General features: G+C 67.3%; 2 protein-coding genes. Both read right to left on the bottom strand.

Annotation, left to right across the window (positions count from 1 at the left end; genetic code table 11):
- Positions 1 to 33 precede the first annotated feature (33 nt).
- Positions 34 to 1,011, bottom strand: a complete 978-nt coding sequence (locus ACFWI9_RS34075; RefSeq protein WP_387169133.1) for an endonuclease/exonuclease/phosphatase family protein — start codon at positions 1,009 to 1,011, stop codon at positions 34 to 36.
- 211 nt (positions 1,012 to 1,222) lie between these two features.
- The coding region (locus ACFWI9_RS34070) for a M14 family zinc carboxypeptidase (RefSeq protein ID WP_387169130.1) at positions 1,223 to 1,706 on the bottom strand (484 nt) is incomplete at its 5' end.

The raw sequence follows: 1,706 nt of genomic DNA, 5'->3' as shown, positions 1-1,706 counted from the left end.
CCGGTGCCTCCCGCCCAAGCACTTCGAGCTGGATCATCCCGTCGGGATCGCGAACTCCACCCACATCGGGAAGTGGTCGGAGATGTGCCAGGACAGGTCCGTGAGCGTGCGGTCGCCCTGCAACGCGTCGACGAAGTCGACCTGGCCGCCGGCGACGGCCTCCAGGTTCAGGACCGGACGGCGTTTCTGTCCCTTGGTGAACCAGGCGATCTGGTCGTAGAAGTGCTCCGCTCCCGGCTTGTCGAAGATGGTCCGTGCCAACCCCTCCAACTGTGGTGCCGGGGTCAGGCCTGTGGAGGTGAAGGCCTCGAACAGTGGGTCGCCGACACGGTCGATGTTGTAGTCGCCCAGTGCGGTGAGGTTGTGGTCCCAGCCGAACTCCTGCTCCGCCCACCCGGCCAGCCACTGCGCGATCGCCTTCAGCTCCGGCACCCGCTCAGCGGCCTTCTTGCCGTAGTCGACGTGGAGGGTGACCAGCGTGAACGTCTGCCCGGCCGACAGGAAACTCACCGCGTAGGGGGTGCGGGCGAACTGACGGTCCAGCGCGGCCGCACCGACACCCGCCTCCTGCTCGATCGGCACCACCAGCTCGCAGGCCAGGCCGGACGGCTTGATGCGCCGGGTATCGAACAAGAACGCCAGACGCTCGTCGTTGCCGGCCTTCCCCTCGGTGACGTCGGTCAGGATGAACGCCCAGTCCTCCCCCAGCACCTTGAGCAGATAGCGCAGGGCCCGCAGATTCCCGCGCACCTCCTGCACCGCGACCACGTCGAACCGGCGGACCACCGCGGCGATGGCATGCACGTCGGCGAAGTTCCGCTTCGGTGTCGCGCCCTCTTGCGTCCTCCATGCCTTCGTCAGATCCGAGAAAGCGCGCAGGTTCCACGTCGCGACCAGCAGGTTGGAGCCCGGAGACCTGGCCGGGATCACGGCGTCGAGCACGCTCTCCCAGCGCTCGATGCGGGCGACGACGCTGGCAGGCGGGGTCAGGATGTCGGCTTCCGGCGGCATGCGGTCCTCCTCAAGACGGGAGCGGGCCCATCGAGCGTGCAAGATCACGACAGTGGGCGGCAAGACCCATTCCGGTGACAGGCGCCGGGCGAGGCGGCCGGCGAGGAGCTGCGGCACGTTGGCCTGGTCTGCGCACCCCTCCACCTTGACCAGCCCGGAGCGAGGCGGCAACGCCACCAAGCGCCGGGCGCCGGTCTGCGGCCAGTGTCCTCTACGGGCTGTCGGTGACCTTGGGAGCGTTCAGCGCGAGTGCCAGCAACGCGGCCGAGACCTCCTGGATTACCTGTTCGGCCTCGCTGAACACTGGTTGGAAGCTGTCACCGCACTCGATCGTGTAGCCGAACACTTTCGTAGCGGCGGGGTTGGTGAGGTGCCGGCTGTAGGCGTAGTCGTCGCTCGTCCCCGATGTGGGGTACAGCCCGTATGCTGCCTCGACCCTGTAGTCGACGCCGCGCACTGCACGTACCGCGTCGTTCATCCGCTCCGCCAGTTCGACCGCGATTTTCAGATCCTGTTCGGGGATGAACTCGCCGATGCCGTCGTCCGGTCGCCCTCGGATGTCGTCGAGACTGGGGTTGCGGAAGTTGTCGGTCGGGGTGGTGGACTGGTTCTGGTCGGAGCCCCAGTTGTGCAGGATCACCGGGACTGCGCTGTGGACGTCGGTCATCCACTGGATCTGCGGGTGGGTGTCGAGA

Origin of the sequence: Streptomyces sp. NPDC127084, from assembly GCF_042724175.1 — a bacterium.
In the GTDB taxonomy this organism is placed as follows: Bacteria; Actinomycetota; Actinomycetes; order Streptomycetales; family Streptomycetaceae; genus Streptomyces.
Note: the sequence above shows the minus strand (reverse complement) of the source record. Positions and strands in the feature narration are given on the sequence as shown.